At 37.4% G+C, this 25,383-nt stretch carries 35 protein-coding genes and 1 tRNA gene; 8 read left to right on the forward strand and 28 right to left on the reverse strand.

Features of this window, described 5'->3' with window-relative positions; translation table 11 throughout:
* Positions 1–54: 54 nt before the first annotated feature.
* The 21 genes from FD17_RS01915 to FD17_RS13305 form a co-directional block, all read right to left on the reverse strand.
* The gene (locus tag FD17_RS01915) at positions 55–1,284 is read right to left on the reverse strand and encodes a phage major capsid protein (RefSeq protein ID WP_020282080.1); all 1,230 of its coding nucleotides are present in this window, start codon (positions 1,282–1,284) and stop codon (positions 55–57) included.
* Positions 1,285–1,287: 3 nt separating this feature from the next.
* On the reverse strand, positions 1,288–1,989 hold the full coding sequence (locus FD17_RS01920) for a head maturation protease, ClpP-related (protein ID WP_020282081.1): 702 nt from the start codon (positions 1,987–1,989) through the stop codon (positions 1,288–1,290).
* On the reverse strand, positions 1,970–3,118 hold the full coding sequence (locus FD17_RS01925) for a phage portal protein (RefSeq protein ID WP_039933380.1): 1,149 nt from the start codon (positions 3,116–3,118) through the stop codon (positions 1,970–1,972). The genes FD17_RS01920 and FD17_RS01925 overlap by 20 nt, the downstream gene beginning before the upstream one ends.
* A gap of 13 nt (positions 3,119–3,131) precedes the next feature.
* Positions 3,132–3,296: a hypothetical protein gene (locus tag FD17_RS13300; protein WP_008214368.1), complete on the reverse strand. Its 165-nt coding sequence runs from the start codon at positions 3,294–3,296 to the stop codon at positions 3,132–3,134.
* 60 nt (positions 3,297–3,356) lie between these two features.
* On the reverse strand, positions 3,357–5,063 hold the full coding sequence (locus FD17_RS01930) for a terminase TerL endonuclease subunit (protein WP_235803155.1): 1,707 nt from the start codon (positions 5,061–5,063) through the stop codon (positions 3,357–3,359).
* 188 nt (positions 5,064–5,251) lie between these two features.
* Positions 5,252–5,770 (reverse strand): phage terminase small subunit P27 family, encoded by a 519-nt coding sequence (locus FD17_RS01935; RefSeq protein ID WP_003636406.1) that lies wholly within the window; start codon positions 5,768–5,770, stop codon positions 5,252–5,254.
* A 624-nt stretch (positions 5,771–6,394) separates the two neighbouring features.
* Entirely contained in the window at positions 6,395–6,850 is a 456-nt protein-coding gene (locus tag FD17_RS01940; RefSeq protein WP_039933384.1) for an HNH endonuclease, read from the reverse strand.
* Positions 6,828–7,724 (reverse strand): hypothetical protein, encoded by an 897-nt coding sequence (locus FD17_RS01945; RefSeq protein ID WP_020282085.1) that lies wholly within the window; start codon positions 7,722–7,724, stop codon positions 6,828–6,830. The genes FD17_RS01940 and FD17_RS01945 overlap by 23 nt, the downstream gene beginning before the upstream one ends.
* Positions 7,725–7,782: 58 nt before the next feature.
* Entirely contained in the window at positions 7,783–7,974 is a 192-nt protein-coding gene (locus FD17_RS01950) for a hypothetical protein (protein ID WP_013728318.1), read from the reverse strand.
* Between the two features lie 254 nt (positions 7,975–8,228).
* The gene (locus FD17_RS01955; RefSeq protein WP_020282086.1) at positions 8,229–8,426 is read right to left on the reverse strand and encodes a hypothetical protein; all 198 of its coding nucleotides are present in this window, start codon (positions 8,424–8,426) and stop codon (positions 8,229–8,231) included.
* Positions 8,419–8,634: a hypothetical protein gene (locus FD17_RS01960; protein ID WP_020282087.1), complete on the reverse strand. Its 216-nt coding sequence runs from the start codon at positions 8,632–8,634 to the stop codon at positions 8,419–8,421. The genes FD17_RS01955 and FD17_RS01960 overlap by 8 nt, the downstream gene beginning before the upstream one ends.
* Positions 8,631–9,029 (reverse strand): YopX family protein, encoded by a 399-nt coding sequence (locus FD17_RS01965; protein ID WP_039933386.1) that lies wholly within the window; start codon positions 9,027–9,029, stop codon positions 8,631–8,633. The genes FD17_RS01960 and FD17_RS01965 overlap by 4 nt, the downstream gene beginning before the upstream one ends.
* Before the next feature lie 5 nt (positions 9,030–9,034).
* Positions 9,035–9,448, reverse strand: coding sequence for a hypothetical protein (locus FD17_RS01970; protein WP_039933388.1), 414 nt, complete (start codon positions 9,446–9,448; stop codon positions 9,035–9,037).
* A 1-nt stretch (position 9,449) separates the two neighbouring features.
* Positions 9,450–9,764 carry a VRR-NUC domain-containing protein gene (locus tag FD17_RS01975; protein WP_039933389.1) on the reverse strand — a complete coding sequence of 105 codons (315 nt, stop codon included), beginning with the start codon at positions 9,762–9,764 and terminating at the stop codon, positions 9,450–9,452.
* Positions 9,765–10,050: 286 nt separating this feature from the next.
* Positions 10,051–12,351: a phage/plasmid primase, P4 family gene (locus FD17_RS01980; protein ID WP_020282091.1), complete on the reverse strand. Its 2,301-nt coding sequence runs from the start codon at positions 12,349–12,351 to the stop codon at positions 10,051–10,053.
* Between the two features lie 11 nt (positions 12,352–12,362).
* Positions 12,363–12,956 (reverse strand): DUF669 domain-containing protein, encoded by a 594-nt coding sequence (locus FD17_RS01985; protein ID WP_020282092.1) that lies wholly within the window; start codon positions 12,954–12,956, stop codon positions 12,363–12,365.
* 16 nt (positions 12,957–12,972) lie between these two features.
* Positions 12,973–14,328, reverse strand: coding sequence for a DEAD/DEAH box helicase (locus FD17_RS01990; protein WP_020282093.1), 1,356 nt, complete (start codon positions 14,326–14,328; stop codon positions 12,973–12,975).
* A gap of 2 nt (positions 14,329–14,330) precedes the next feature.
* Positions 14,331–15,008: an AAA family ATPase gene (locus FD17_RS01995; RefSeq protein WP_020282094.1), complete on the reverse strand. Its 678-nt coding sequence runs from the start codon at positions 15,006–15,008 to the stop codon at positions 14,331–14,333.
* Between the two features lie 2 nt (positions 15,009–15,010).
* Positions 15,011–15,868, reverse strand: coding sequence for a DUF1351 domain-containing protein (locus tag FD17_RS02000; protein WP_020282095.1), 858 nt, complete (start codon positions 15,866–15,868; stop codon positions 15,011–15,013).
* A gap of 19 nt (positions 15,869–15,887) precedes the next feature.
* Positions 15,888–16,157 (reverse strand): hypothetical protein, encoded by a 270-nt coding sequence (locus tag FD17_RS02005; protein WP_039933391.1) that lies wholly within the window; start codon positions 16,155–16,157, stop codon positions 15,888–15,890.
* Entirely contained in the window at positions 16,157–16,315 is a 159-nt protein-coding gene (locus tag FD17_RS13305) for a hypothetical protein (RefSeq protein WP_008213905.1), read from the reverse strand. Before FD17_RS13305 ends, FD17_RS02005 begins: the two co-directional genes overlap by 1 nt.
* A 129-nt stretch (positions 16,316–16,444) precedes the next feature.
* On the opposite strand from FD17_RS13305, the gene FD17_RS02010 reads away from it, so the two are divergent.
* Positions 16,445–16,636 carry a YozE family protein gene (locus tag FD17_RS02010; protein WP_225352724.1) on the forward strand — a complete coding sequence of 64 codons (192 nt, stop codon included), beginning with the start codon at positions 16,445–16,447 and terminating at the stop codon, positions 16,634–16,636.
* On the opposite strand, the gene FD17_RS12995 is transcribed toward FD17_RS02010, so the two are convergent.
* Positions 16,605–16,799, reverse strand: coding sequence for a hypothetical protein (locus FD17_RS12995; RefSeq protein ID WP_013728331.1), 195 nt, complete (start codon positions 16,797–16,799; stop codon positions 16,605–16,607). The two genes, FD17_RS02010 and FD17_RS12995, sit on opposite strands and share 32 nt — an antisense overlap.
* Positions 16,800–16,969: 170 nt before the next feature.
* Between FD17_RS12995 and FD17_RS02015 the strand changes: the two genes are divergently transcribed.
* Positions 16,970–17,245, forward strand: a complete 276-nt coding sequence (locus tag FD17_RS02015) for a hypothetical protein (RefSeq protein ID WP_014940218.1) — start codon at positions 16,970–16,972, stop codon at positions 17,243–17,245.
* Positions 17,246–17,250: 5 nt separating this feature from the next.
* Here the strand turns inward: FD17_RS02015 and FD17_RS02020 are convergent, their stop codons facing one another.
* On the reverse strand, positions 17,251–17,577 hold the full coding sequence (locus tag FD17_RS02020; protein ID WP_008213898.1) for a DUF771 domain-containing protein: 327 nt from the start codon (positions 17,575–17,577) through the stop codon (positions 17,251–17,253).
* 105 nt (positions 17,578–17,682) lie between these two features.
* Here FD17_RS02020 and FD17_RS02025 point away from each other — a divergent pair, with 105 nt between their 5' ends.
* A complete protein-coding gene (locus FD17_RS02025) occupies positions 17,683–18,012 on the forward strand; it encodes a hypothetical protein (RefSeq protein ID WP_136846364.1) in 330 nt (109 codons plus the stop codon).
* A gap of 138 nt (positions 18,013–18,150) precedes the next feature.
* On the opposite strand, the gene FD17_RS13310 is transcribed toward FD17_RS02025, so the two are convergent.
* Together FD17_RS13310 and FD17_RS02030 are read right to left on the reverse strand one after the other, a co-directional pair.
* The gene (locus FD17_RS13310; RefSeq protein WP_020282097.1) at positions 18,151–18,315 is read right to left on the reverse strand and encodes a hypothetical protein; all 165 of its coding nucleotides are present in this window, start codon (positions 18,313–18,315) and stop codon (positions 18,151–18,153) included.
* 39 nt (positions 18,316–18,354) lie between these two features.
* The gene (locus FD17_RS02030; RefSeq protein WP_020282098.1) at positions 18,355–18,555 is read right to left on the reverse strand and encodes a hypothetical protein; all 201 of its coding nucleotides are present in this window, start codon (positions 18,553–18,555) and stop codon (positions 18,355–18,357) included.
* Here FD17_RS02030 and FD17_RS02035 point away from each other — a divergent pair.
* Together FD17_RS02035 and FD17_RS02040 are read left to right on the forward strand one after the other, a co-directional pair.
* Positions 18,549–18,836, forward strand: a complete 288-nt coding sequence (locus FD17_RS02035) for a hypothetical protein (protein WP_235714319.1) — start codon at positions 18,549–18,551, stop codon at positions 18,834–18,836. The genes FD17_RS02030 and FD17_RS02035 overlap by 7 nt on opposite strands.
* A 944-nt stretch (positions 18,837–19,780) precedes the next feature.
* Entirely contained in the window at positions 19,781–19,975 is a 195-nt protein-coding gene (locus tag FD17_RS02040) for a hypothetical protein (protein WP_008857071.1), read from the forward strand.
* 145 nt (positions 19,976–20,120) lie between these two features.
* Here FD17_RS02040 and FD17_RS02045 read toward each other — a convergent pair whose 3' ends face one another.
* Positions 20,121–20,354, reverse strand: coding sequence for a helix-turn-helix domain-containing protein (locus FD17_RS02045; RefSeq protein WP_039933399.1), 234 nt, complete (start codon positions 20,352–20,354; stop codon positions 20,121–20,123).
* Positions 20,355–20,523: 169 nt separating this feature from the next.
* Here FD17_RS02045 and FD17_RS02050 point away from each other — a divergent pair, with 169 nt between their 5' ends.
* Together FD17_RS02050 and FD17_RS02055 are read left to right on the forward strand one after the other, a co-directional pair.
* Complete coding sequence (locus FD17_RS02050; protein WP_039933401.1) at positions 20,524–21,261, forward strand: LexA family transcriptional regulator; 738 nt, start codon at positions 20,524–20,526, stop codon at positions 21,259–21,261.
* A 121-nt stretch (positions 21,262–21,382) separates the two neighbouring features.
* On the forward strand, positions 21,383–21,694 hold the full coding sequence (locus FD17_RS02055) for a hypothetical protein (RefSeq protein ID WP_020282103.1): 312 nt from the start codon (positions 21,383–21,385) through the stop codon (positions 21,692–21,694).
* 235 nt (positions 21,695–21,929) lie between these two features.
* Here FD17_RS02055 and FD17_RS02060 read toward each other — a convergent pair whose 3' ends face one another.
* Positions 21,930–23,669: a hypothetical protein gene (locus FD17_RS02060; protein WP_020282104.1), complete on the reverse strand. Its 1,740-nt coding sequence runs from the start codon at positions 23,667–23,669 to the stop codon at positions 21,930–21,932.
* Between the two features lie 237 nt (positions 23,670–23,906).
* Between FD17_RS02060 and FD17_RS02065 the strand changes: the two genes are divergently transcribed.
* Positions 23,907–25,040: a site-specific integrase gene (locus FD17_RS02065; RefSeq protein ID WP_020282105.1), complete on the forward strand. Its 1,134-nt coding sequence runs from the start codon at positions 23,907–23,909 to the stop codon at positions 25,038–25,040.
* Between the two features lie 189 nt (positions 25,041–25,229).
* On the opposite strand, the gene FD17_RS02070 is transcribed toward FD17_RS02065, so the two are convergent.
* A tRNA-Thr gene (locus FD17_RS02070) sits at positions 25,230–25,302 on the reverse strand.
* Positions 25,303–25,383 lie beyond the last annotated feature (81 nt).

Below are 25,383 nucleotides of genomic sequence, written 5' to 3' on the forward strand. Positions count from 1 at the left end.
CTCCTAACAGCCGCCCATCACTGTATTGTTTATTTCATTGGCGACTTATTTCAATTACTTGCCAGTTGAACTAGTCTTTGCAGCAGGAGTTAAATCTGCCAACCCAGTAAATGGTGCATAAATGACCGATTGGGTATCCCACAATTCGACATCGAAGCGGTCAATTGCCCGAATCTTAGTCAAGTCATTTTCGAAAGAACCGGCGCCAATGTTGGTGGCCAACAAAGACATCTGCTGAAGGTCGAATAGACGAACAGCTTCCGTCAAAGCACCAATGTAAAGTGGGAAACTGCTTTCATCATTGGGCAGAAAGGCATCGGCAATAACTGTAATTGTCTTACCAGCCAACATTTTTTGTGATGGATTAAGCGGGTTAGGCTGAATGACGTATTGTCCGTTATTATCCTTGACTTTATCCAGAACAGCAAAGCCTGATTGGTTAGTAACAAATGCAGATTCATTCCAAATCAGTGGATCCAATTCCTTGTTGTAAATATCCTTAATGGCGTCAAAACTATTAACTGTGGTTTTTTGTGCGCTTGGTAACTTAGCCAACGCTTTTAAAATTTCACTGTTTCGAGTAATAACATCTTTCTTAGCAATCCAGTTTTCCAAATATGCTAAGAGGTTGGCATCACTATCATTCATCAAAGTATTTGTAATGCTAGAAATACCAGCATAGCGATGAATTTTATAAGTTAATGGCTTAAAGGCTGCCGGATCATCGTTATTACCAATTTGCGCTGTTTCATCATCCAAATTAGCAAATGGAGTTACCGACTGACGTGGTTCAATAACTCGTGAACCAGATGGTGCGCTAACTCCTTCCACAGTTACTAATGGCTCCAACGACGTAAAAGTTTGCTTTAAAGTATTGATGGTTGTTTGGACATCGTCTGGAATCGTCAAACCAACACCGTTTCCATTGACATCAAGTCCACTAGACATCAAATTCAAAAACTTTGGATCACCCTTTAAGGCTCCCTTGACAATATTAATAAACTTAGGCTTGTCTTTTGGCGTAACATCTTTTTGACCACCTGCAGCTGGTTTATCAGGCTTTACTAATTTAGCAGTTGCCAGGGCATCATCATATGCACCTTTAGCAAAATCTCGGGTCTTCTTTGCTTTATCAATTGAATCAGCAATTTTAGTTAGATTCTCATCTGAATATTTTTCAGGAGAATCGTTCAGTTCAACTGCCATTTGATTACGCTTTTCTTGAAGGTCCGTTACTTTTTGACCAGCTTCAAGCCAAGCATCGTGCAGCTTATTTAAATCCATAATTTAATTTCCTTCTTTCTTAAATAAAATAGCCAACTTATGTGATCGCAATTGGTCACTAGTTTGGCTATTAGTTTCTTTAGGCTTTTCTTTTACTTTGGTTAGCAATGATTTAATTTTACTAATTGCCTGATTACTCAACATAACCGGCGAGAGCATATTAGTAACTTTGGCTGGTTGATCATCAAACATCATTTCGTCTGCAAATCCCTGTTCAACGGCATCTTTGGCGTTGATATATGTTTCTTGTTTCATCATTTGCATAACTGCTTGTGGTTCCAGTCCTGTTCGTTGCACATAAACATTTGCAATTGATTGATCAGTCGAGTTCAAGCCTTGTAAATCGCTGGATAAATCATCTGCATTCCCTTGAGATACAGTGGAAGCCCGATGAATCATTAATTGAGCCGTTGGCGAAATTTTAATCGTATCACCAGCCATTGCAATGACACTGGCCGCACTCGCTGCTAGTCCGACAATATCAACTTCCACATTACCGGTATAATTCTTAAGTGCGGTATATATCTCAGAACCCGCAAACACATCGCCACCAGGTGAATTAATTTCGGCAACAATATTTTGACCATTTGCAGTGCTTAACGCATCTTTAACTGCGGAAGGAGTAACTGTTGAATAGCCAAAGAATTCATATACTTCAGCATCATCATCACTAGATACAACACCTTTAATTGGTACTGTTGTCATTATCATCACCTCCTTCCACTGCTGAAACTTTTAGATTAGGAAAAACGCCCGTTTGTTTCAGAATTGTTTGTGCTTGTTGTGGCGTTAATGCTGGTGACTGACCAGTACTTAATTTAGTAATATTACTAATTAATTGCTGATGATCAACATCAATAGCCGAATTAATATCCATTTTTATATCAATTCCCAATTTCAACGACAACTCCGATTCAATTGGCCGAATATATAGGCTCAAACTATTTTGATACAAAGAACGAATCATCTCAATTGATGATTGTTCGTCACCTTGACCATTTAAATAACTATCTGGAACACAAAAAGCCTTGGCAATCTGGGTCTGACTAAACGTGGCATTATTTAATAATTTAGCTATATCCGGATTAATCTGTAAGGAATCAAGCTGAGCAGATTGATCCAAAACAATTGGTCGACCAGCATTCGAACCAGAATTCTGATTCTCAAACGATTTTCTAATATTTTCTTTAGCTTCCGGTTCCAATTTGGCCGCCGGAACCGTAATCGTATAACTAGGCGCAATTGCATTCTTTAAACTGCTCAGTGACAATTGATTACTATAGTTCTGGATGTTAATTTCTTTAGCTAAACTGTTTAGCGGACTGCTACCCACTAGTTCAGTGGCAACTTGCCCAGAAACAAACAAGCGAAAATGTAAAATATCGGCAGCTAAATATGTCACCTGCCCTCGGTCATCACCGTAATTAACTGTGTAATAAAGAACATTTTGTTGATTATCTAAAGTAATGCTGACCTGGTAAAACGGGATTAAGGTCAACCCTGCTGGACTTCCATTGCCATTTCGCTGAATTAGAACAAAGGCGTTGCCAGTTAACATCATTTGAGCACTAACTGCTTGCCAAAAATTATAAGCACTCAATAATGTGCTGGGCTGATTTAGCATGTTGCTATATTGGTCTGTTTTAAATTCACAGCTGGCCACATCACCTGCAATTCGATTAATCACCGCATAAATATCACTATTTTGCAGTGCTCCGTCTGCATCCACAGTGTTAGTGGATAACAATGTACCATTTAACATAAATGGTGAATACCCGGTGGTACTAATTGTTTGTGTTTGTTTTGACATAAAATTTTTAAAGGGGTTCAGCATTCAACGCCTCCTTTCACGAAATGACATAGGCTAAAACGATTAAAGCAATCCCGGCCACTACCCAACCTACAATAAAATTAATAAGGCTTGCGGCAACCACAAATGCAATTAACCCAAATAAAAATAATATAAAAGACAGGTTAGTGATTAAACCTGTCCATAGTTGTTTCAGATTCAACTAATCTGCCTCCCTAATAATTTATTCACTACATATATCACCCAACAAGTGTTGAAAATATTAAAAGCTAAAATGATCACTGGTAAAGAATTCGTTGACCTCCTCATTACTCATTCCATTAAATGGATTCTTTTTATCTTCTTTAAGGCCATGATTAGGATTTTCAAAATAAAAAAGGGCTTGAGACATGGCATCGATAGTGGCATCGGCACAATCAATTTTCGAAGTCAACGCCGTTCGATCAATTTTAATACCATATGGATTAGCCACTGTTACAGCGTTAGCCAAGCAGGTCTGCAAAATCGGATCAGCCAGCATCTCAATATTTCCCGCAATAAACTGATTTCTCAAAAATACTGTGGGCGAGCTCAAACTAACCGTCCCTTGCTTTAAAGTAATAAAAGGCACTTCTGGCATATTATTATCCAACCAATCAGTAATCGCACTAGCCTGATAAGGATCATAAATGAAGGCCTTGACTTTCAAATGATGATCGTTAACAAAATCCAGGAACCAGCGCCCAACAAAATCTTCATCAATTAAGCCATAAGAATTTTGCGAAATATCACAAAAGCCTAACTTTTCTGCGTTTGAGTAATTAATTCCATCTTGTTTTTCTTTCACAATAATGGAATTATCTGCTCGGGCTAACGGAACAAATGAATGCTGCAAGATGAAATATTTCTTTTGTTCGCCATTCAAATGTGGGAAAACAAAACTATAAGCCGTATCATCTGAAGCATGTGATAAATCAAAACCCACATAGCAATCTTGATTATCAATTTCGAAATCAGAAACAACTGACTTTTGTATATCCTCTAATTTCAAATATTTATCTTTAGCAGTCTGCAACCACATATTGAGGTTACGGTTAATGAAATCATTTAATGTGCCGTCTTCTAGCTTAGAATCACGTTCACTAATTAACCCTTTCAGTAGGGTATCATGCTTAGCCGGTAAATCTAGTAATGGATTACTTTTCACCCATGTTTCGGGGTTCTCAACTTCATCTTGATCATCCTGCTGCCAAATTAATGCCAACGTTGAATCTTCCGTTCGGTTAGAATCTTTTTCCATCACCTTAGTGAGTCGTCTAACATCACTATACATCGGGACTTTAGGGTTACTGTATGCCGTACTGATAAAAAATGTTTGCCGGTTACTAGTTTGAACTTGTCCAGAAGTTACTTTAGAAATCACATCTGAATTAAAGTTTTCATCCCCGTATTCATCCACAGTGGCAAAAAGGAAATGAAAGGCATCTAATTGTGCACTACCAGCTGTCATTCGTAATATCTGGTTTTGAGTTTTCGTGGATTTCAAAACATCATCATTAATCGCAATATTCTGATCCTTGATTAATTTACGAAATCCAGGCATTTCTTGTAAGCTGTTAAAAGTCTGTTTAATGTAACGCCAAGACTTCTTAGACTGCTTATCAACTGGTGCCAAGTAACACAAATCAGCGTTAAACTGGTCACTAGCCTCGACCAAGTAAGCGTAAAGTATCAAGATATTCAATAAATATGACTTACCATTAGTCCGAGCCACTGAAACCATACATCGCTCAAATCGCTTTTGCTTGTCTTCCTTTGTTCGCCATCCCTGAGAAAGGCACAAGATTGCTTGTTGCCAAATCATCAGTGGTATTGGCTTGTTTTGAGAAACATCAGGGCACATGCGTGCGAAGTTACAGATATTTCGGCATTTATCCAAATCATAGTAATACGGAAAATTACCTTCCGTGGATCGCTTTAAATCATTCAAATGTCTAAACGCTGCTAGTTTAATTGTTTTGCAGGCTAACTGTTGACCAGTTAATACCCGGTAGCAATAAACAGTGGCCGGATCACGGTATTTGCTTTTGATTTCATCAAAGTAGCCTTTCCCATCAAGCTGCTGAAATATTTTATCCAAGTTAGTATTTCTTTGAGTAAAATCAAATTCCTGTACCACTAAAACTCACTTCCCCCATTTAACATCTCTTTAATATTGGGTTCCTCATCGTTGTCATCTGAGAGTTGCAGTAATGAGGCTCGTGCAGATGGTGTTAAGCCTAATTCGTGTGCTAAGCTGTTTAATTTTGCCGTAGCAGAATCAATAATTTGTGATGCCGGATTACGTTTCCAGCCTGCGTTGTCTTCATATGTTTCTCCAGTTCGTTGATTGACCACAGTCTTAGAAACCTTGGTGACAACACCATCTGTTTTAATTGAGTCATAGCCTTTCCGCAATAATTGATAGTTAATACAAAACGCTTCAATTGTTCCCTTGTCGGCCTGTTTAACATATCCTGATGCTTGCAAAATTGGTACAAGTTTCGTCCACATTGCTCGCGCATAACTTGACAGATATTTTGGACAACTCTTTTGAATCAAATCCATTCCAGAAGTTTCCGTTATTAGTTTTTGAGTTCTAACTCGCTGATCCTTGCGAGCATGCTTGTCTGTAGTTAGTTTCATTTGTTTTGGCATTTTTTAGTTCACCTCCAAGCAATAAAAAAGAGCCCCCAATAGGGACTCTTTCAATCTGATTCATTTAGACTAATGAATCACAAAAAAATCATTAAACACACTGTTCGAACGTATACACCCTACAATCGTGAAAAAACGTCTAATTATATTAACTTTTAGGAGGAAAATATATATAGTCATTATAGTAGGGTTATTCATATAAGCAATTTGTGAAATTGCGTGCACCCAGTTATAGTAAGCCCATAAAAAAGTTTTGAATTTACAACTTTTAACGTGCGCTACTCCTGGGCGTGCGCTCCCCTAGGCTTTCACCACCCCGGGGGTGTTTAAACATTCACCTAAATTGAATATTTTTTGTAAGGTTCAAACAGTAAGCTTTAAACAATTTTTTCTTTATATCTATATCACCTAAAGGAGGTTGAAAAAATTGTTTTTAATAAGTAAAACTCATCAGAAATATTTATTCCGATTACCTACATGATACCACCTGAAAAACACTTTGTCGTTTCACAAAGACATCTTTTTTTAATTTTGTTGATGAAGATCCCCACCATCCAAGAAACGGTACCCACCCCTGAAATTATTACCATCCAAGCTGGCAGGAGTTTCCTACATCAGGGATGTTTATTTCGTGCGTTCAGATAATACTTTAATCCACCAACGTTTGCTGCAGTGTTTGAGTTGGTTTTGATTGAGTGATTGTTCAATCTTGGTTTTCGTATTATGCGTAGTCGGTGACAAGCACCATAAGTTATCCACGTCTAACCATTTATCAACTGGTAAGACACGTCTAGGCACAATGTGGTCAACAATAATCTTATCGTTTGAGACTGGCAAGCCAGTGACTGCATCTAAATAATAATCTCGTGCAGCAACAAATTGCCGAATCTTTTTCCATTCCTTTGAGTGATAAAACTGATTCGCTGTTTGATCACGATAGTACATATTGTACTCTCGGTTTCGTGCAGAACTGACTGCATGGTTGGGCTTCTGGTGCTGTGTAACGTGCTCACTGCAATACCTTTGCCCCATTGGTATCAATGCTTGACAGCCAACCTCATGACAGATATGTAGCTTCATATAAGCTCACCTGTCCTTCTTTCGGTACGAACTGTTTACTTAATTCCTGCTGTAAATCAATGATTGAATCAATTAATTTGTATTCATCCAGTTTCAATTGATGATCATTAATTAAACCAAACGATTTCCAAACAATGCCTTGGTATTTCATTCCATATACTTTAGTTGCGTAATCGAATATATCATTGAACAAGTCGCTATTGCTGATAAATAAGGTGTGAACTTCGCTGTTTAATGTCATTGGATCAGCGTATTTATTAAGGCAATATTCAAAATCACCTAATACCTTTAGCTTATCTAACGTATCCTGATGATCGAAACCACTTAACTGCTCCGTAAACATTTGTGCATTTGATTTAACGTAAGCTATACGATCATACAATGCATGTTCAAACTTTTTATCAGTCATTGAAAAAATATCCATTGTAGCTATTTTTCCATATTTAAGCAGGCTTTTTACAAACAGTTTGGTTTTATCCGTCGGGAATAATGAAATAACCTTATTCACCAATGAATTCTCAACCGACACTGAACTTTTACAATTTATAGGCGCCAATTGTCCAAGTTCATCAGATTTATCAAAATTCTCTACCAATAACGTCTTGTGACCATAATAATCTTCAACCACATCTTTAGCAGCGTAGGTAATTGCCCATTGCTTATTCTTAAAATCTGGATTGCTATGATCGCTGAATGCCTTAATCAAGGTATTAGCATTGTTAGAATTCCAAAAATGAATTCGTCTTAATACTTGCTCAATTAATAGACTAAAAGCATCGTCTTTTGAACAATGAATTGAATAATGAATCCGGTTAATGCCATTTTCAAAGTTTCGGCTCTTAGCAATCGCTTTTACTAAGTTTTCATTTCCCATTTTTTCACCGCCTTTAAACTTGGTTTACTTACAGCTAGACATTGACGATAAGGAGAAACTAATTATTAACGGATTTCTTTGCGTTTATTTCAGAAATTGTCCATCCACAGATGGTTTGATGATGCTGAACAGATTTTTCAACCATCCAGGTTTTGATTGGCAAACCGGTTTCTGCTTTCAAAACTGCTTGAATACTGCGAAATTCTTTCAGTTTATGAACTTTCCCTTGCTTTGTTATCACATACGTCATATAAAATTCCTCTAATCAAATAATATTACATATACTTATTGTGCACATTTAACAGCTAATTGGCAAGCTTTCATAAAATTTCATTCCTCCAACAAAAACTAATCGACAATTGGACGGTCACTCATTTGTATGCTTCCAATTTAATTGTGACCAACTCATCTCTGTAAAGTGTTAAATTGGCCGTCACTGGCACCGCGTAAATAATCTTTCCATGCCTTGCAGCACGTAATTGTGATGCTCAATCTGTTCGTGTGTCATGCTGTGCCTCCGCTCAATAGTTCTGGAATTTTTTCAAATGGGACAATAGTTTGGATAACCGTATTCGCAAATTCAAATATCGAACCATCACTAGTACGGTAGATTCTTTCCACTTTTTCTAAATTGATCAAAACTAAGCCACCATCAATATCCGTAACTCTAATCCACTTAATTTCGCTGCTATAATTAAACATTGTCTGCCTCCATTTTGACTTTAACTGCGTCCTTCCAATTTTTAACGGTCTCGTCGAGGCCTTTTTTGGTTAGGTTAAACTCGCCATTTTCAGCAACCAACGTAAAATAATCTTCTTGGATGTAAACTGGGTATTCCTCGCCTACCTTAAAAACACGACGCTCAGCTACAAAAGTATACTTCGGAACGAAATAACAATAGATCTTCATTTGTCTACCTCCACCAATTCCGGATTTTCGTGTATATTTCCGATGACTTCGATGGTCTCAAATTCACCATTAAAGATTGACGATAGTGCATTTGCATCATACTCCCTGGCATGATTTTTAAGGTCAAATGCTGGATAGTCATCCTTATCACCCCAAATGACAGCGTCTACGTAATCTACGTCTTCATAAGCATCAGACACACAAACGATGTCGCCCTCGTAAATATCTACATCATTTTCATCTTTCAGTCCAGTGGACTGCTCAACAATATACTCATCTGGTGACATCTCAGCAAGTGCTAAAATATGGCTTGCTCTTCCATGTACCATTTCTTGCATTGGCCCTTTAGGCCCAAACGGCATATGCCAAGCTCTGAACTTAATTTCTCTGCTCATTACCGTCACTCCTCCACACTTTGAATGCTTGAATTATTTAATAAATCCTTCAGAAATTCAGCTTCATCCCGTGTAAATTGTTGTGTGATTTTGCCTCGACAAACGCGCGGGTTACGAACTCCACAGATGAAATACCCACCACGATCATCTACTCGTCGAGATACGTATTGTTGCCCATCACTACCAACCATGCCATTCATTTTCAAGCGATACATAGGTACAGACAATTTCACCGTTTCATGATTTAAAATCGCATCTATAACACTGGCTAAATCATCACGGTTAGAAATAGTTTCATCATCGGCATATTTATCAATGAATTTGGCGAATTTAGCTATTCGCTTCCAATCAGAAATACTTTCTGCCATTGCATTTTGGTACATTTTAAACAGTTCCTTATCAAGTATCTTTACTGTCATTTTATTTACCTCCAATAATCTTTAATGCGTCATCTACAGAACGGCAAACACCATATAACACTGGATATTGCTTAATAAATTTTGCAAACCGCTTCTGATCGTCACGTAACTTGCCTCGTTCGTTTTTAACTTCAATCAAAATCATTTTTCCACTATGATGTTCAAAACCGGTAATGTCCGGCCAACCTCTCGGAAATAACATAATTCGTCTGCCATCATCAGTTTTAATCTTTCCAGCATTACTGCGACAAACAGTACAATCATGTCGCGATAATGCTAAAAGAATTTCTGTTTGAATTTCATGTTCTGATTTAATCTTTATACGCCTCCAAATAATTATGACGGATGGGAGGATAAATGGGAGGATGATTCAGTCGCTGTATCCATTGCGGCTGTATGAACAAAGCCTGTTTTTGGGTGTATGGGAGGATCTTTTCACCAAACCTTTATATATATCTTTTTTTACTCTTTTATCTTATATACTTTTATTAATTTATCCTCCCATAGTATAAAAAGAGTATATAAATGTAGTTGTATCAAGGGTTTGAGCTTGAAAATGATCCTCCCATTATCCTCCCAAAAGAGCTTTTATCCTCCCATTTTTATTTAATCCAGCCCAGTCTTGGATCGCCTTTAATTTTCAATCCAATATAAAATATGGATCCACTTTTCTTGGTTTCAAATTTCTGTTTCATTTCACGACTAAACTTCTGTTTACTCATAGAATATTCAGAATTGTCTTTTGCCCAGGATTGATATTTTTTAAAAAGTTCTCCTGCAGGTGATCGGTAATTATCACCCACTTCACAGCAATCATCCACGAATAGACTAATAACATCCATTTCATCACGATATTGCCGACTGGCACGAGTAACGCTTATTGGTGGATTCAAGCCTTCACGTTGCCATAATAAAGAACCTTCAACGATCCAATTAAGGATTCCCACGGATTCACGTTTCAATTTATCTTTTAAGTTTTTATCAACCTGTTCATCAGGAATTTTTACTGAAAATGGAATTAACATCAATCGTCGCCAAATTCCGTCATCAGTACCACGAATGATTGGTTTATGGTTAGTGGCTAACCACAGCTTAAACTGTGGTTTAAACTCAAATTCCTTACCATATAAGTACCGTGCGGTTACTTTATCGCCACCGGTTAATTGTTTAACTAATCCCTCGTCCAATCTCACACCCTCATTAGGTTCGCTTGAGGTAACTAATCGGGCACTTTCCAACCGGGCAATATCTGAGTTGGCTCCCGATTTGTTTTGTCGTACCATAATTGAATCGGCCTGCATTGATTTGGCATAAGTTCCCAGAATATCAGAAATCGTATCGATGAAAATTGATTTACCATTACGACCATTGCCATACAGAATGAACATCACTTGTTCCTTAATACTTCCTGTGGCAGAGTATCCAACCGCTTTTTGAATGTAATGGATTAATTCCTGATCACCCGCAAAAATTTGATTTAGAAACTCATCCCATTCTGGACAATCAATTTTGTCGGTGTATTCCACACTTGTCTGATGACTGAACATTTTCTTAATATCGTGGTCTTTTAAGATACCCGAAGTTAAATCAATATAACCATTAACCGTGTTCAATAAAGTTTTGTCTTGATCAAACTGCCCATGCAATACTGGAACCCGATGTTGCACTTCACTTATCATGGCTTGCTTGGCAGCATGACTACGCGACTTCTTCAAAAACTTTTCCCAAGCTACTTTGGCCTTTTCAGGATCTACGCCGGCAGCAACATGCAACTTCTCATTCTTCATATTATCCACAGTCATATCAACAAGTTGAGCTGCTTTTCCCTGATCGTCCATTTCCCAATAACTGTCATTATAGAAATACCAGGACTTATCAACATAGGAATATTTAACTAAATTTCCAAAAACATCAATAAATCGATCAGCATTCCCAGTGTCATCCCAACTTCTAGGTGGTAATTTCTTTTTAGGCTTAGATTGTAGGAATTTAAGATTATATTTGTGCAAGGGATGTTGCTGTGGATTAAAGGTTTCCCGAGTTTCATTAATGGATTTGTTAAGAAGTGAAACTCCATAAGTGGTTTTACCATGTTTTTCATCATATTTCGGTCGCATAAGGCTAGACTTTCGAAATATTTCATCCATTTTATTGAAATCACGGCCCGTCCAAAAAGCTAAATCATTCGAAAAGGCTAGATCAGCTTCTGAATGGGAAGTATAGAAGCCCTCCCAACCACCGTGCATAAACATCTTGAAACGTTTACCAGTCCGCGAAAGTTCCGCGCGTTTAATAATTTCATCAACACTTAAATCATTAGGTCGAATCGGTGCTTGATTGGGAAGCTTTATCACATTGCTTTCACCAAAGTAGTGTTTATAAATAAGTTTCATCACTTCGGAATTAGGTGTATTTATCCGATCACTGTATGGACCGACTGTTCGACCTGTCAAGGCAAAGAAACGACCAGATTCATACATCTCAACGTTGCCTTTGCGCCGACGATCACCAGGAATTTTGCCTTTAAAAATAGCATGAATCCCGGTACCGGATAAACTAATCTCCACATAGGATTTAGTCATCGTCAACACATCTTGAACTTCATTTTGTTGATAATCCTGTGCGGCGTATCTTTCCAGCTCGTCTCCAATATGATCAATATCCAACCCAACATAACCATTAGCAAAGTAAAACGCGAGACCGTCCATTTTATACGTTTGGAGTGCTTCTAATGCTGTTTGATAATCAGTCCAGGTACTTGGGTCATTCGTGCGTCCAGCTCCACCATCGAGCGCATTGTGGGGTATTTTGGTGTACTTATTTCGCTCAGGTTGCCAGATTTTTTGAAACAGGCCCCATTGTTTTAAGGCCCGTAATTCATTTGGAATGTTTTCATATGCCACTGTTTACCCTCCTAGAATGGTAAATCATCGACTGAGATATCAATTGAATCTCCAGAATTGGCAAATGGATCATCGGCCGGTGCTGATGCTGGTTGATTACCAGCAAATGGGTTTTTACCGTCCTTTTGGTCTTTCCATACATGCTGCACTTGTGGATAATCACTCTTGCTAAAATTCCAAGGGGCAATTTGATTGATTTCTTTCTTTTCACCGTTGTAATTATCAACAGTTTTTTTGACGTACACTTTTGCTGGTTTATTAGCGAGTTCTTGAGTTAAGTCCTGAATAGACTTAATATCGTGGCCTTCAGGAATTTGAACAGCCTCAAAAATGTTCTGAAAATTATCCCAATCGTACTGATGAGTATCTCTTCTTTTCCAATTGTCCATAAAAACATGGCGATTATGATACTTGGCATTGGTATTTTTTAGTTCATCAACCCCGTCAAGATCATTTCGAACGACTAAATCCAATTGTAGTGATTCTGCCCCGTTTTCAGTTGCTCTTTCCTGAGCTGACTTAATGATCATTTCGTAATTACCCTTTGGTAATGCTGAGAAGTCTAGATGTTTGTTGTTTGAATAGTCTGTTTTAATAAATGCCATTTTTAAAATTCCTCCATTAGTTAACCATTTTTAGTCGTTTAGCTTGTACATAGGCCCAACCAGCTTTATATCCACGGGCTTTAGCGATTTCTAGTAACTCTTTGTAACTTTGTGCATCTTCCGGCTTTTTTCTTGCCGTCTGGATTTTTGAATAATCAGTAGTCAGTTTAAATTCCCCAACTTTTTCAATACTGGCCGTTTCGTCAATTTCCATTCCGTCAGCGTCATATTTAATCTCATTACCACACTGTGGGCAAACACGGCATTGTGTCGGTACCACGGCAAAACAATTTGGACAAGTTTTGACCGGAATTGATTTTGTGCTATTTTGCCGTTTTTTCTTAGGTCGTCCTTCAAGACTCCATTGTCGTGGAGTGTCAGGCAAACCAAAGCGGGTGTAATTAGCCACATGATCAATAATTGTTGCCACTTTATTGGGCTTATATCGCATACAACGCATGGATTGCTGAATGTCCAATACTAATGATTCGGTTGGCCGTAGCATAATGACTACGGAGCAATCCGGAACATCAAAGCCCTCAGAGATTAAATCTACATTACATAGAACCTTAATGCTGCCACTTTTAAAGTCACGCATAATCTGATCACGTTTGGTTTTCGGTGTCTTAGCATCCGCATGAACGGCTTTAATTCCAGCGGCACAAAACGCAGCTGCAGTTGCTTGACTGTGTTCAATGTCATGGGCGTATACAATTGCCTGTTGACCAGGAACCTTTTCACGATATGTTTTGACCACATCCCCAAAAATTGTTTTCCCAATGGCATCATCGATCGAGTTATTGGTGTAATCACCAGTGCTTGATTTCTTTAGTTTACTGTCATCCACTAACTTAATAGAATAGTATTTGTATGGGGCAAGGTGATGATGTTGTATTAGCCAAGTAACATTTTGTCCTTCAACCATGGCCGAATAAATATCATCAAACCCCTTACCATTCATTCGCCATGGACTACCAGTGAATCCCAGTCTTGGTATATCCTTGTAATAGTCAAATATTTTCAAATAAGACTTTGCCCGACTATGCTGTGATTCATCACAAATGATTAAGTTCGGCTTAGGTAGTTTCCCCAGTCGGTTAACAATCTTGCCCACAGTCATAATTGTGCAGTGCATCAAATCAACGTCTTGTTTCTGAAAAGATTGGGTTATTTGGTTCACGAGTTCCTGTCTGTGGACGAAAAACATTACCTGCCCACCCTTAGCAACCGTTAACCTGGCAATTTCAGCAATAATAACCGACTTACCACTTCCTGGTGGTGAAACGATCAAAACACCTTGATTACCTTCAGCAAGTTTTTGACGAGCTTCATCTACCAATCGTTGTTGATAATCAAATAATTTAAATGGCAATACTATTCACCGCCAAACCTAAATAAGTCCTTAGCAGCACACATGGTTCGATTGTCCAAACGATTTTTGGCATAAATCGAGTCATTTCCTTGCAGCATAACGCCACGACCGTTAGTCTTCGGATTAATAATCAACCGACCAACCACATCACATAATCCCAGCATTCCATCCATCACACTTTGACGAATTTCGGGTGCATATTGATTAAATTGCTGACCATTTTCAGTGGTAATCTGGCGTTGCGTCTCCCAAGCTGTAGTTAATACATTAACTGGCAACGCGTAGATAGCAGTCATTACTCTCGAAAAATAATTAGTCCATTGTGAATAATCCTGCAATTCATTTGAGATGCCGTTATGACTACCCTTCCCCTTTTCCACAAACCAATCTTTTTCAAAGCTTGACACATTATCAATAACTAAATTGTCGTAACCAACAATCAATTCTGATGCCTGTTCAAGATACTGCTTCATGTCTTCTTCGGGGTGAGTTCGATCCATTTCATCGACTGTAACGTTGCTAATGCCAGCTAATACTTTAGCGGAGTTATCCAAATCAAAAATTCTAGTTTTACCAGGTAAATATTTAACACAAGTTGTTTTCCCAGTTCCGGGTTTAGCATATAGAATGACTCGCCAGTTCCGGGTTCGCTGTAAATCTTTAGCTTCAATCGTCTTCATGATTAAGCACCCACTCTTTGATAACGAATTTGGTTACTATCCATGAAAGCCCTCAACAGTTTCATTTGTGGAATTGTTGCCGTTATTTTTAAAGACACTGAATGGGAAACAACTTCGCCAGTATTGGTATCAATCGTTTTACCTTTCTGCTGAACTTGATGTGTTTGTGCTTCTGCTGCTTGTGCTTCCAGAGTCTGCTGTTTTTGTTTATTTAGTTTGACCTGATTATCAATTGCTTGAAGCAAATAATTAACATCTTGGCCTTGCTTCAACTGGTCGATCCAACCAGCTGGATCAATGTGATAAGCTTGAGCATATTTGGTAATAGTACTGATACCGGTTTTTAAATCATCGTGTTGCTTTTTAATGTAACCCATCACATCAGCAATTCCTTCGGTTACTTTCTTCTTGGTGGTGGTTTTATTTAACCAAGTAGGATCAATTTCAACCTCGCCTGGTTCCACATGGTAATTAGGTGCCATTTCAGCAATCAAAGCATTAACATGCTTCAAACGAAGCTGACGCTGCTGCTCTTCCAATTCTTTTAGCCCAGCGTCAATTGGGTTAATCGAACTATCCAGGGTCATTTCCAAGTCTTTAATTTGAGCTGCAAACCGTTGATATGGTTCAGCATATTTTTTTCTAATTTCCTTACGTTTATCATCAAGAGCTTGCTTCAATTTCCGAAGCTCTGCCCGGCTAGACTTTGATTCTTTTTCTGTGGAAGCTGTTACTGCCATTCCTTGATATTTATTGGCATATGCTTCTACAGCTGTTTTTAATTGATCAAAATTATTAATTGTAATCACAGGTAGCTGATAGTCAATCGTGTATTCTGGTAGGGATAATTCATTTGCCATTTATATTTACCTCCATCTTTTAATGTAAATAGTGTCGTTGATCAATTGAATTCTTCATTGACGCTATTTCTTTTCTTTTAGATTTTGTGATTCTACCGCAGATCAATCTAATTGGTTCGGGATAAATTGGGATTCGTTCTTTCCGCTTCTTCATAAAATCCTTGTCGGTCCCAGTTACGACGTAAGTCGGATACTTTATGCTGAGCTTTCGCATAACGTCGGCACGAGAGACACCAGTTTCTAATATTTGGGAATCCATTACACCAACTGCTTTCCAAAATTTAGTCATTATTCCACCTCGTGATGTAAAATATATTCAGATAGTCGTTGCTTTTCTTTATCTAGGACAAAGAAATATGCCAACAAGCTATGATCGTTTTCCACGGGTGTGCGTCCAATAATCATATTCAAACGTTTGATACGGTTCTGTATTGTTAATGTTTTCATTCTGATGATCCTCCAGGTGTTATAATATTAGTAGTTATAGTTGTTAGATGGTCCACCCATTTGCGGTAGTGGGCTATTTAGTGCATATAATTAAGGTGGTGAATTCTTATGGATTTTTACAATTGGTTAATGCGCTTTAAAGACGTTAGCTTACCAGTTGGTGATGTAGCAAGAGAAATAAGATCTGATAGATCGTTTCCTAAGGGAAATTTAGATTGGAAACATTTAAAAGAATATCTTAAGTCAATTGGTTTTTCAGATTCCAAATTAGAAATTGTTAAAAACGTCTTCAACTATTATTTAGCGGAGAAAAGTCGCTAATTAATAAAATCCAGTAATCATTTGGAAGCTTCATATTTTCTTGACCATATTTGCCTCGTATTTCAGTATTGGCATAAAGGCCACCATGGAACAGTTGGGCTTCCTTTCTTTTTCTTAATTCACCTATTAATTCAGATGTCGAATACTTTTGCAATTTATTCATCGATATGATTCCTTTCTATTTTTCAGTGACGCCCAGTTGGTATAAAGTATTCAATGACCAGGGCTGCTAAGAACACTAAAACTAGTACTTCCAATGATTCCATTAATCAAATCACTCCTTTTTAATATTTGTAGAATTTTGAATTCAACCCATTAAGGAGGCTAAGTCGTATGATTCATCAAATTGTTGCTATTCGATTACGAACTTATTCCAAGGGAAAGCAAGCATCACCAGAAAATATTGATTTAATAAAACAGGCCAGTGGGAAAATTGAACTTATTCAAGCCACAGCAGCCAATATTATTCGTGGTGATCACTACTTTTACATTCTCGGTAATGGTACCTATGAAATCACTTATGATTACGATCATGACAATGCTTTATATATTAAAACTAAGAATTCCTTAAGCCGTCACGATCGATTATTAGATTTGCCAAGAATTTAATGTTTTTACCAATTGAATTCACTCCAATGATCCTCCAGGAACTGCTGCATTTTGGTAGCTTTAAACAACCAGGGACTACCTTTACTGCCACGATGGACTAAATATCTATCATCCATTAAGGCTTGCATTTCCCGTGAATATTTTGGATTTTCCAAGAAATTTTCTTTTAACCATTGTGGTGATTTGTTCCCACACCATTTACGAAGATCGTTTAAATTCCAAGTCCGTCCAAATGTTGATTCCCGTTTTAACTTTTGGTAATCTTCCTTATTTATCAATTCAAAATTATCAGGAATTTGAATTGATACTTTAGCACTAATGACTTGAGACATTTTGTCACTTCCTTTAGTTGTATACTTGAGTTATTCCAATTAATCGAGGTGATAACTATTACTCCTGAATTAACAAAAGCCGAACGTAAACTATTAAAGGATCTTTTGAAAGAGTCAAAGAAGTTCCCTGATGGCTGTATTCCTATCAATCGTCAAGAAGAATCGGAACAAAAATATTACTTACACCATTTCTGGAAGGAGAAGCTAATCTGGGATGCTACCATGCCAGACACCCCTGAAAAGCAAAACGGAATGCCTACCTACAATGCCATTAAGCTCTCACCTGATGGCTTGCACTACTTTGAAAAATATCATGAATATAAACGTGAGCAGTTCTTAAGTGGAATCGTTTGGCCTATCATTGTTGCTACAATAACTTCTTTAATAGCAAACATGCCAAACTGGTTACCATGGCTGATAAAACTGCTGAAATGATTCTTGTGAACCGTGGATGCTTTTCAATGAAAAAAGCTAATCCATAGATTCGTATGATTTTTAAATCGCTGAATATTTTTTTCATAATCAACACCTCATTCAAGTAACAATTCGCCGTTTCCTCTTATTTGATTAGTCTCAATTTACTGCGTTACTATCATGAATGGCTGAACGCATAGTACTTATAATATCTTTAGAATTAATTTCAGCTTTACTGTTGACCCCTGTGTTACTTGCGATAACACGGAGGTCTTTTTCGATTGCCCACAAAACGTGGATTAATTGCTTTAATGTTTTAATCATTTTTCTCACTTCCTTTTGATAAGATCTGACGTGGATTAATTAATCGTCGTTTTTGTTGTCTTCAATTTCTACATTCTTCACTCCATAAGCGATAAACTTATTAACTACCGCTGTGATAGTTAATCCAGTTTCGTGCCTAATGTCCATTAGCTGGTTATACAAATCAGTGTTAATGCTAATCAATCGTGATACTCGTGGTTCTGGTGCTTTCTTTTCTAAAACTAAACGTGGCTTTGCCATTTTTTATTACTTCCTTCTATTATTTACTGACGTATAATTTAATTAATTCGAAAATTGTGACAAGCGATGAATTTGATGAAAAATACGCTGAATTTTTAAACAAGTTTGACGACATGTTTGATGATGAAGAGAACATTGAGCGGATACGTGAAGATGCCAAAAATGGCAATCCCAACGATGACTGGACGAACAAAATGTTTAAATTTATTCAGCAGTATGAGAATGAACGAACTAACAATTTGGTTCGTATAGCTCTGAAAGAATTTTTGATAAAAGATTAAATGCTCTTTTACGCGATTATTTTGTCATTGGCACGATTTTTTCCTTATTGCACTCCTTGCTACCACAAATGGCTCGGGGTGTTTTTTCTGCGTCTTGGTTCACTTTATTCACCTCCTTTCATCATTCCCGCATTAGTTTCAATAGCTGTTAATATTCTAATAAAAAGACGATTGCTGTGATCGTCACAATACCGACCACGATCAATTGCCAAAAATTAATACAACACCATATAGTGAACAAGATTGCCGTTTCTATGGAATCTTCAATTTTTTCAAGACAATCTTTAAAATTTGACATTTTTATTAACTCCTTCTTCGGTGTTCGTGACGATTCCAAAAATCCGAGCTGAACCAGTATTAATTAATTTTTTGAGCTATGAAAAGATATTATAGTTTGTAAGCTAAATACGTTAATATCAGTGATCCGATTAGTGAAATAATTGAAATAACTAAAGCAATTATTTGTAACATTGGTTTCCTCCTTTCAACTATTCATTGACGATCACTTGGCTTCTTTCTAGGACATATGACCAAGTAAGTAACCAATTGTCATAAATAGAACTCCTATCGCCATATTTAAAATAGGCTGAATATTACTATCAAAGTACTGATGCAGTTTGCCTTTTTCCATTTAACTCATCTCTTCTCTACATGAGATTTACCTATTTTCAAATAATTGATATATAATTCAAGTAACATTGTTTTTGCCCATTTTTGCAGTAATGTAAATTTTGTATTGGGTGAATTCAAGGAAAGCCTAAACTGTCCTATCAGCAAGGTAACCCTGAGCCTAGCACAGCGCGCCTTAAAGAACTGTGAAGGTGCAACGCATAGATGGTGACTGACATCAATAATCCATCCACGAGCGCCCAACATCCTACTTAGGATGAAAAGATATGCTGAGCTAGTTAAAAATAACTAGAAATCAAAGATAAAAAACTTTGATGATAACATCTCTGGATTCATTCGGAATTCCTGAATCACTTAAGAAGGCAATGGATGGTACACAAGGACTTCGTAATTTAGCACCTAAGTCTAAGTTGGCTGATCTCTACAAGAACCAAGGTGATGCTATGAAAGATATTCAAAGTTATGAAAAGAATCTTCGTGGCGCATGGAAGAACCGAAAGGGTAAATAAACAATGCTAGTCATTCTTCGGAATGGCTTTTTCATTCCAATCCACATCTGTTATTTCGTCCATTTAACTCACCTCCTTTCTATGCTGGCTGTGTGGACGTATCTGGACTAAATAAAAGGTTGATCGTTACTTGGAAAGTCTCTTTCTAAACTCGTTCTCTTTTGGGAACGGTTATTGTAAAAAAAATTCCTAATTCATCATTAGAGAATCCGAGCACGCTCGCAATCTTTGCAAGTTCATCAGCTCCCAGACTAACTTTACCGGTTTCCCGCTTGGAATATGTTGCTCTGCTTTTCCAACCTAGCATTTTGGCCATGTCCTCTTGCGAATATCCTTTCGCAATTCTTTCAGCTTTGACTCTTCTTAAATCTACTGACATAATTTTTCATCTCCTTACGTTCTCATTTGGGAACACTTAAAGAATATCGTATTCGTTCCCAATTGTCAACATGATAATTAAAAAAATAGTCAAAAAGTTTTTTTAATATCTTGATTGTTTCCGATTGGGAACGGTGCTATAATGTGATGGTAAGCAAGGAGGGGCTCTATTGAAAACAAATGACGAAATAGTCGACACACTTATTGAATTAAAAAATGAGCAGAATTTAACACTTAGTGAACTGGCCAGACGTGTAAACATGGCCAAGTCAGCATTATCAAGGTATTTTAATAAAACTAGAGAATTTCCACTAAATAATGTGGATGCTTTTGCTAAAGCGTTACACACTACCCCAGAATATATTCTTGGATTCAAAGAGAATGAGATTGGTTCATTAACTGATAGTGACAGAAGAATTCTAAGGATTAATAAAAGGTTAAACTCTGATCGCCAAGAGAAAGTTTACAATTATGCCAGTGATCAATTAGACGAACAGAATAATGAAAAAATATCTTCAATGTTTGATCACAAGCCGATGATTGAAATTCCTGCTGGGCGTTCAACTGCTGCCGGGTCTCCTATTAACGGTGAGGATCAAGATACCCAATTAATCCACAAGCTTATTGCTGGTGAGAAGGTCCCCGCTGGTGCTGATGAATTAGTTACTGTGGATGGTGATTCAATGGAACCGCTCTTAAAAAAAGGTAGTCAAGTTTTTATCCACTACCAGCCAGAAGTTGAGGATGGTGAAATTGCGATCGTCCACATTCGTGATGTTGGTGTTACTTGTAAAAAGTTTTATGTAAATGAGGATAATACCGTTACCTTAAAATCAATTAACAAGGCATACGATGACATGGTGTTTGATTGTGATGAAGTTAATGTAATCGGTAAAGTGATTTTATGAGCTCCCAAACGTGGGGGCTTCATTTAAAGTTTTAAAAGAACATATGTTTCGACTAACCAGGTGGTTTGCTTAGGTTCGAGTCCTAAATAGTCAATTAACTAATTTTAAGGAGGATTTTAACATGGATACTGAAGAATTAAGAGATTACTTAAAAGAGAATAGCAATATCGAGAATTTGTTTACTAGCAAATGCCTGCAATATTTGACCGAAAAAAATAACCAACGTTCTCTGGATAAACGTTGGCCACAGGAAAGAATCGATCGTGAAGCAGCTAATATGTATTACAAATTTTTGGTAAATATCCACGATAAGATCAGCAGTAATTTTAAGGGACTTGCCAAACATGATCCGAATAAATGGCGACACTTTATTTCAGTTAATGAGACACTAGATCAGTTGGAAGAATCTGTTGTTGAGCTAGATTTTGAATAGAAAGGCTAATACACAAGCTTTGCAGCAAACAATAATTATACACAGTAAACTTTTTCAGATTCCGGCTAAGAGTGCTGTTCGCTTTTCGGGTTCATACAAAAAGAGCCCTAATCACAAAGTGATTAGAACTCGAATTTAGTTTCACCAACAACAGTTGACGAAGAGCCTAATAAAAAGGACCGTTTGTAAACGGCCCTTTTTATTATATCCTCACAAATCAACAACATCTAACGCATTAAGCAAATGGAGTCGTAGTATTTGATGGATTTGAAGTTGGGAACGTAACATTCGTGTTAGGCTTTGTTGAGTTAAATGTATAGACAGCTCGAGCAGGTGTTTGACCAAATGTTCCGGCAGCACCATTGCTAAAGTTGAATACAAACTGATCAAATGTTACAGCACTACCATCAGCTGAAACTACTGGGAAGACGCCTGACTTCAAAGTTTGTAATGAAGCATGCTTGTTAACGTAGTTTGCAACATCAGTAGATGTAAATCCTGCATCTTGATTACCAGAGAACAAGTCACTAATATTCAAGTTAGCTGGTGTAATAAAGGTAGAATCCGCAGCTTTAGTAACGGCCGCATTATAAGCTTTAGCAAAATCGGCAGCACTTAATTTTGAAGCGGTTTGTTTTGCCTTGTAGTCAGTTAAGAATTGAGTGGTGTTAAATGATGAGTCAGAATTTACATAATCACTCAACTTGAATGGTTGACCACCAACCGTTATGTCACCAGCAAATGCCTGACGGTTATTTGCAGTTGAACTAGGTGTTGAACTAAGTGGGCTTAAAGGTGTAAGTGTTAAAATACCTGAAGCACTAGCATCTTGTGAATATGCTTTGAGTTGTTGATAAACCGTTGCACCTTTTGTCAAGGTTACGTTAGTAGTATCACCAAGTTTAGCCTGTGCTAATACAGAAGCATTAGCAGCAACTGAAGCATCAAATGAATATCCAGTTCCACTTAATGCATTATCAATAGCATTCTTAAGTGGTGTCTTATCAGCAGCGTTTAATTGCCATTGATATGATGTAATATTACCCTTGGTGTCTTTAACAGCTGACAATGATCCAAGAGTGTCACCTTTCTTGGTAGTACCTAGTTTAGTGTAGTCAACTGATTTGATAGTCTTACCAGAAGCATCAACGAAGTTGACACGAACAGCATTGTCAGCAACAGGTGTAGTAGTAGGTGTAGTAGCTTGAGCAGTTAAGGCGCTGTACTTAATCCAGCCATTGATCTTTTGACCGTTGGTAGCATTAGTGTCAGCAATCTTTACCCAAAGGTCGCCTTCACGGGTACGGGTCGTTTGGTCCGTAACTTTGAAGGTATCGTTAGCGTAAGGAGTAGCATCAGTAACGGTACGGCCCTTCTTGTATTCAGTCCATGCAGGATATGAATAAGTAGTCGCAGTACCATCGTTAGCAGTACCAGCCTTAGTAATCTTGTAAGTAGCATTCTTTTGAGCGTCAGTCAATGCAGTGGTTTGGCCCTGAGTATTGATTGAAGCTGAAGATGCTGAAGATGAAGTGTTTGCAGCTGCTGCAGGGGCAGTAGTAGTGCTGAATGAAGCAATACCACCAGCAAATGCAGTAACTGACTTGCCGCCGTAGATCCAGCCACGGTAAGTCTTATCAAATGAAACAACCTTGTAGTAAACTGAGCCACGGTTAGTAGTAGCTACACGATAAGCACGGAAGTTCTTTTGACCTTGCTTAGAGTTCTTAAGACTAGCTAATGTAGTCTTAGTTGCAACGGTCTTAGCACCCTTCAAAGTACCAGCCTTTGTATAAAGAGCGTTAGTACCGTTAACAGCAACGTTACGAGTAGTAGCATCAGTTGTCAAAGCTTTGTTTGATGTAACTTTGGCATATGATTTTGCACTAGCATTTGTGCTAGATACACCGGCAACAGCTACAAATGATAATGCAGCTACACCAGCAAAAAGAGTCTTTTTCAATGACTTTTTCATGTGTAATTTCCTCCCAAAAAAAATTGTTTTTTCAAGCTACCTAGGCATGCAAAAACATGCCTCAACTAACTTGCTGTAAATAGTATAACATAATCACGGTTGAATGCAAAAGAAAACAGGAGTTGTAAAGGCTTTAACATTTTTTTGTAATCTATATGCCATGATAATTAATAAATGATCGCTCTATTAAGTAGATTCCCCACTATGTGTTAGTATATTACCCAAAGGAGAATAATAATGCCATCAATACGTAAGCATGGTCATGGATACCAAGTAAGATACTACTATTATGATGCCAATGGTCAGGAACACGAGAAAACAAAGAGCGGCTTTAGAACTAAATCAGCTGCAAAACTATTTGCGAGTCAATTAGAAATCGATATCCACAATGGTTTGGATCTCGTTCCTAAAGATCCTAAGTTTGCTGACTATTTTGACTATTTTTATCACACGTACAAAGAACCCAAAATTGAGAATCAGACTAAGAATCGCTATAAAATAACTAGTCGAGTATTACATAATTATTTCGGTGATGTTACTTTAAAAAGCATTGACCGTCCACAATATCAAGCATTTATTAATTTCTATGGTCATTCTCATGCAAAAGATACTGTTTATAAAGTTAATTCACTAATTAGAGCAACCGTTCAAAATGCCATTCTTGACGATCTGATTCATAAAGATTTCACCCAGCGAGTCAGTCTTATTTATGATAAGTCACGTGATAAGCATGTGGAATACCTCAACGTGGCTGAGATTAAGCGTCTCATCGCTTATTTGGAGAATCACTTAAACTATCACTTTACCTCCACTTTTATGATCCTGACGGCCGTTTTAACTGGTGCTCGCTTGGGAGAAATTCAAGCATTAACTTGGAATGACGTTAATTTTAATTTTAAAACGATTAGCATTACTAAAGCTTGGAATTCATCCGAAGGCGGTGGATTCAAAGATACCAAGACGGCTGGTTCAAATCGAATCATTGCAGTTAATGACGAATTGCTGAAATCATTAAAGATCTTGAAGGAGCACAATAATGGAGAACTAATTTTTGTTAATCAATATAAATCCATTCCATCATCCTCTGCCGTTAATAAAAAGTTGCGTTCTATACTAAAAGACTTAGGGATTCAAAAACAGGGCTTCCACTTTCATTCTTTACGACACTCACATGTAGCTTACCTACTATCTCGAGGAATTGACATTTACATCATTTCTAAGCGTTTAGGCCATGCTGACGTATCCACAACAACAAAGATTTATTCCTATTTAATGGATGAATATAAAGCAAAAAACGATCAACAGATTCGTGAAGAGTTAGATAACCTTTCCTCTCATGATGAAACTATACCAATCAAGCGGAACCTTTAATAAGGTTCCGCTTTTATTTTGTTATTTTACTCTGTATCAGGTTAAACTTCTTCTGCCCGTTTGACCGTTATTTGACCGTTATTATTTATATTTTAATACTTTCTAGTACGTTTTTATAAATTAAAAAAATTAGGAATGCCTATTTAACAGCATTCCTAATTTTAATATTTCTTCTAATTTGTATAATTATGCCGACTGCAGGAGTTGAACCTGTGACCCTCGGTTTACGATACCGATGCTCTACCAGCTGAGCTAAGTCGGCAAATCAAATGGACAAAAAATGCTAACAATTAAGTTAGCATTTCGACAAAGCTCCGGCAGGCGGGCTCGAACCGTCGACAAC

It is taken from the genome of Lentilactobacillus sunkii DSM 19904, assembly GCF_001435575.1.
Classification (GTDB): Bacteria; Bacillota; Bacilli; order Lactobacillales; family Lactobacillaceae; genus Lentilactobacillus; species Lentilactobacillus sunkii.